Below are 5,116 nucleotides of genomic sequence, written 5' to 3' on the forward strand. Positions count from 1 at the left end.
AAGATTACCAACGGGAGTACCTGGTCGCTTTGGGGGTTACTGCAGAGGTATTCACAGAGCCTTAGACCGAAACAACTTTTCAAAGAGCAATGGATAAAAAATTAGTCAATTATGCGTTAGTTGGGGTGAGGAATGTACGTCGTAAACGTCATGAAATCGGTGGCGCCGCTGTTGCTCGGCATTGTGCTGCTTATGCCGGGAACGGAACTGTCGGCGGCGACGGTCGAATATGATCTCACCATTGCCCGGCAGGAGATGAACTTCACCGGCCGGTCTGTCCAGGCCATCACCGTCAATGGTCAGCTGCCGGCGCCGACCCTGCGCTCGACCGAGGGCGACCACGCCGTGATTCGCGTCCACAACCGGATGGACGAAGAAACGTCGATTCACTGGCACGGTATTCTCCTGCCCAATGACATGGATGGTGTCCCCTTCGTCACCTTTCCCCCGATCGCCCCCGGTCAGACCTTCACCTACGAGTTCGATCTGCGGCAATCCGGAACCTACTGGTATCACAGCCATACCATGCTCCAGGAACAACGGGGTCTGTATGGGGCGCTGGTCATCGCGCCGAAGGACGAGGGCAGGTTTGACGGGCTCCGCGATCATGTCGTGGTGTTGTCCGACTGGACCGACGAGGATGAGAACTCGGTACTGCATACCCTCAAACGCGGCAGTGAATGGTATTCGATTCGAAAGGGCAGCGCTCAAAGCGTGTTGGGGGCGGCGCGGCTAGGGATGCTGGGGGCGTATTTTTCCCGGGAACTCCAGCGCATGCCCCCCATGGACCTTGCCGATGTGTACTATGATCGTTTTCTCCTCAACGGGATGTCGCAACAGGCCCTCGCCGCCAAACCGGGTGAAAAGATCCGGCTCCGGATTATCGATGGTTCGGCGACCACTTTTTTCTATCTGCAGTTTGCCGGCGGGCCGCTTCAGGTCATCGCCGCAGACGGACTGCCGGTGCAACCCTTCGACGAGCCGCGATTGCTGATCGGTGTAGCCGAGACCTATGACGTAATCGTCACGGTGCCGGAAAATGGCAGCTACGAGTTGCGCGCCACCGCCCATGACGGCTCCGGTCAGGCTTCGTTGTGGATTGGCGAAGGGCAGCGCCACCTTGCGCCGGATATCCCGCACCCCAATCTCTACGCCACCATGGGTGGTCTCTCGCTCAAACGCGTCCTGGCGTTAACCCCGGGCGGCTCGATGGGTATGCCCGGCAAGGATGTGCGCGCCGGCAAATTCGACCAACCGGGGATGAACGGCATGGACGATATGCAGGGGATGGATCACGGCGCCATGGAAGAGGGAATGAACCATGCCGGCATGGACGACACACCGGCGATGGAGATGGATCATGCCGGCCACAACATGGGCGAAATGGTGCAGGAGAGGATGCCGATGGAAGCCGCCACCGCTGACCACGACAAACCTGGGATGATCTCTCACGAGAAATCCGCCGCCCCCGGAAGCACCTGGCTCGGGCTGCTCGCCGAAGACATTAGTTCGAAAGCCCCGCTGGCCGTCGACGGCATGAGCCCCGAACGTCCCGGGCCTCCGTACGATAAACTGCGCGCCTTGCAGCCCACCGCCTTCGATTCCCACAAACCCGTTCGCGAAATTCGCCTCACCCTCGACGGCGACATGGAGCGCTACGTCTGGTTTCTGAATAACAAACCGCTCTCCGAAACCGATCATATTGAAATTAAACGCGATGAAATTGTGCGCTTCATCATGATCAACCGAACCATGATGCATCATCCCATGCATCTGCACGGGCATTTCTTCCGCGTGCTCAATGCCCAGGGGGAATACTCGCCGCTCAAGCACACCGTCGATGTTCCCCCGATGACGACCACCGTGATCGAATTTGCGGCGGAAGAGTTCGGCGACTGGTTTTTTCACTGTCACCTTCTCTATCACATGGAAAGCGGCATGGCGCGGCTGGTTCACTATCAGAACTTCACGCCCGACCCGGCCACCGCCGCCGTTCGCCCGCGCCTCTACCATGATCCGTTCCATCTTTATGGTCAGGTTGATCTGCTGTCGCAGATGGCGCAGGGAAGGCTGGTTTACGCTAACACCCGGCATATTTTCTCAGCCGAATGGCAGGCGGGCTGGCAGCGCGTGGACGATGTCGAGTGGGAGGTCACACCGGCCTACGACTACTACCTGAACCGCTTTGCCAGCATCTTTGCCGGGGCTGATTTCGCAGGTGTGAGCGATGACTCCGAAAGGGAAGAGGGCATTTTGGGGCTGCGTTACCTGTTGCCCCTCAATATCGGGTCGCGAGTGTGGGTGGACACGGCCGGTGAATTTCAGTTCGCCGTCGACAAGCACCTGGAGCTTACGCCGCGACTGGCTATATTTATAGAGGCCGAATATGACACCGAGGAAAAGTGGGAAACTCTGGCGGGGAGCAGCTATCTGCTGTCCAAGCATTTTTCCCTGGTCGGCCAATGGCATTCCGAGTTCGGCTGGGGCGGCGGTCTGCGCTGGCAGTTTTGAAGGCCCAGTAGTGTCTCACGGAAAACGGTTGCCGGAGATATTCCCACCTCGTTAGCTGCCCAAGTGGAGGGTGAATAAATGAGTAACCAACCAACGACAAAAAAAGATCAGCTCACGGATCCCGTCTGCGCCATGACGGTATCACCTGACGCAAAATACTCGTATGCCCATGCGGGAAAACAGTATTTTTTCTGCAGTGACCATTGCTTGCAGAAATTCAAGGCGCACCCGCAACAATATCTTGAGAAGAAGACCGCCCCACCGCCTGAAAAGAAAACCGGAGAAGGCACCTATACCTGTCCCATGCATCCGGAAATCCAACAGCCCGGTCCTGGAAATTGCCCGAAGTGCGGTATGGCGCTGGAGCCGATGGGAGTACCGGCATCGGCAACAAAAACCGTTTACACCTGCCCGATGCATCCGGAAGTGATTCAGGATCATCCCGGCAGTTGCCCCAAGTGCGGCATGGCGCTGGAAGCAGTCACCTCCAGCGGTGAAGAAAAAAACGAAGAGTTGATCGATATGAACCGTCGTTTCTGGATCTGCACCGCGCTGACCCTGCCGGTGTTTTTCCTGGCCATGATTGCCGATATGATGCCGGCCTGGCTGCCGGAATCGCTTTCCATGCAGACGGTTCAATGGATTCAATGTGCGCTGGCGACCCCGGTCGTCCTCTGGGGCGGCTGGCCATTTTTCGTTCGCGGCTGGCAATCCGTCCTGACCCGGAATCTCAACATGTTCACCCTGATTGCGCTGGGAGTCTCGGTCGCCTGGGGCTACAGCATGGTGGCACTCCTGTTCCCGGGGATCTTCCCCCCCCTTATGCAGATGCACGGCGGACGGGTGGCTGTCTATTTTGAGGCCGCGGCAATGATTACCACCCTGGTCCTGCTCGGACAGGTCCTTGAATTGCGAGCTCGTTCACGAACCAATGCGGCCATTCAGATGTTGCTCAACCTTGCCCCGAATACGGCCCGCATTGTGCGGGCGGACGGAAAGGAGGAGGACATCCCGCTGGAGCAGGTACAGACCGGCGACACTCTGAGGGTGCGGCCCGGCGACAAGGTGCCGGTAGATGGTACGGTTGTCGACGGTGCCAGCAACATCGACGAATCGATGGTCACCGGTGAATCGATACCGGTGGCCAAGTCGACTGGCGATCAACTGATCGGCGCGACCGTCAACGGCACCGGCAGTCTGTTGATGCGGGCGGAAAAAGTCGGTGCCGACACTCTGCTGGCCCAAATTGTTGAGATGGTGGCCAAAGCCCAGCGCACGCGGGCGCCGATACAGAAACTAGCCGATGTGGTGGCCGGTTATTTTGTCCCCGCTGTGGTTGGCATTGCCGTCCTTACCTTTATTGCCTGGTGGGTATGGGGACCGGAACCGCGCCTGGCCCATGCCGTTATCAATGCCGTTGCGGTGCTGATCATCGCCTGTCCCTGCGCACTGGGGCTTGCAACCCCTATCTCCATCATGGTGGGAACGGGACGCGGCGCCCTGGCCGGAGTCCTGATCAAGAACGCCGAGGCACTGGAGATCATGGAAAAGGTCGATACCCTGGTGCTGGATAAGACCGGGACGCTGACGGTCGGCAAGCCAAAGCTGATCGCAGTTCAGGCGGAAGCAGGTTTTACCGAGGATGAACTGCTCCGTCTGGCCGCCAGCCTCGAACGGGCCAGCGAACACCCCTTGGCGGAAGCCATTGTGCGTGGTGCGGAAGAAAAGGGGGTCGAGCTGGTTAAAGTCGATAATTTCCAGTCTGTTACCGGGAAAGGGGTCACCGGTGCGGTTGCTGGAAGGACAGTGGCGGCAGGCAACGCAGCGCTGCTGGAAAGCCTGGGCATCAACGCGGGAGACCTGTCACAACAAGCGGATAGGCAACGCGCCGAAGGCCAGACCGTCATGCTGCTTGCCATTGACGGCAAAGCCGCCGGTTTGATCTGCGTAGCAGACCCGATCAAAGAGTCAACCGCCGAAGCCATTCGCGATCTGCATGCCGAAGGTGTCAAGATCGTGATGATTACCGGTGACAATCAGATCACCGCTAATGCTGTTGCCGGAAAGCTGGAGATAGACCAGATACATGCCGAGGTATTGCCTGAGCAGAAAGCCGAACTGATCAAGCAGCTTCAGGCAGAGGGGCATATCGTTGCCATGGCGGGCGATGGCATTAACGATGCCCCTGCCCTGGCACAGGCTCACGTCGGAATTGCCATGGGTACCGGTACCGATGTGGCCATAGAGAGTGCCGGGATCACGCTGGTCAAAGGCGATTTGCGGGGTATCGTTAGAGCCAGACGTTTAAGCCGGGCCACCATGCGTAATATCCGGCAGAACCTGTTCTTCGCGTTCATCTACAACGCGCTTGGAATCCCTCTCGCCGCCGGTGCCCTATACCCCTTCTTCGGCGTAAGCGTAGTCCCAAGCGCCTTGCGTAGGGTTTTGCTATGACCGTTTCATAAGTGTCATAGTTTGCAGATCTATGACAGTTATGAAGTCAGGCAGCGGTTCGCTGAGATTTCCCGCTGCGGGCTGCGAGCCAGTTGGCTGGGGTCAACGTGATGGCGTCTTTGGCCAGCATGCCGGGCAGTCGGGTCAGAAC

2 protein-coding genes are annotated in these 5,116 nt (G+C 58.3%); both read left to right on the plus strand.

Annotated features, from left to right (window positions below; genetic code table 11):
* Positions 1–132 precede the first annotated feature (132 nt).
* Positions 133–2,511, plus strand: coding sequence for a multicopper oxidase domain-containing protein (locus tag ACEW8N_RS00380; protein WP_373497801.1), 2,379 nt, complete (start codon positions 133–135; stop codon positions 2,509–2,511).
* A 78-nt stretch (positions 2,512–2,589) separates the two neighbouring features.
* Positions 2,590–4,965 (plus strand): heavy metal translocating P-type ATPase, encoded by a 2,376-nt coding sequence (locus ACEW8N_RS00385; protein WP_373497802.1) that lies wholly within the window; start codon positions 2,590–2,592, stop codon positions 4,963–4,965.
* Positions 4,966–5,116: the final 151 nt, after the last annotated feature.

Origin of the sequence: Desulfococcus sp. (genome assembly GCF_041737845.1) — a bacterium.
Lineage (GTDB): Bacteria > Desulfobacterota > Desulfobacteria > Desulfobacterales > Desulfococcaceae > Desulfococcus.

Bases quoted from the DNA above. Each gene is read 5' to 3' on its own strand.
- ACEW8N_RS00385 (WP_373497802.1), top strand. From the start codon at position 2,590: ATGAGTAACCAACCAACGACAAAAAAAGATCAGCTCACGGATCCCGTC.
- ACEW8N_RS00380 (WP_373497801.1), top strand. From the start codon at position 133: ATGTACGTCGTAAACGTCATGAAATCGGTGGCGCCGCTGTTGCTCGGC.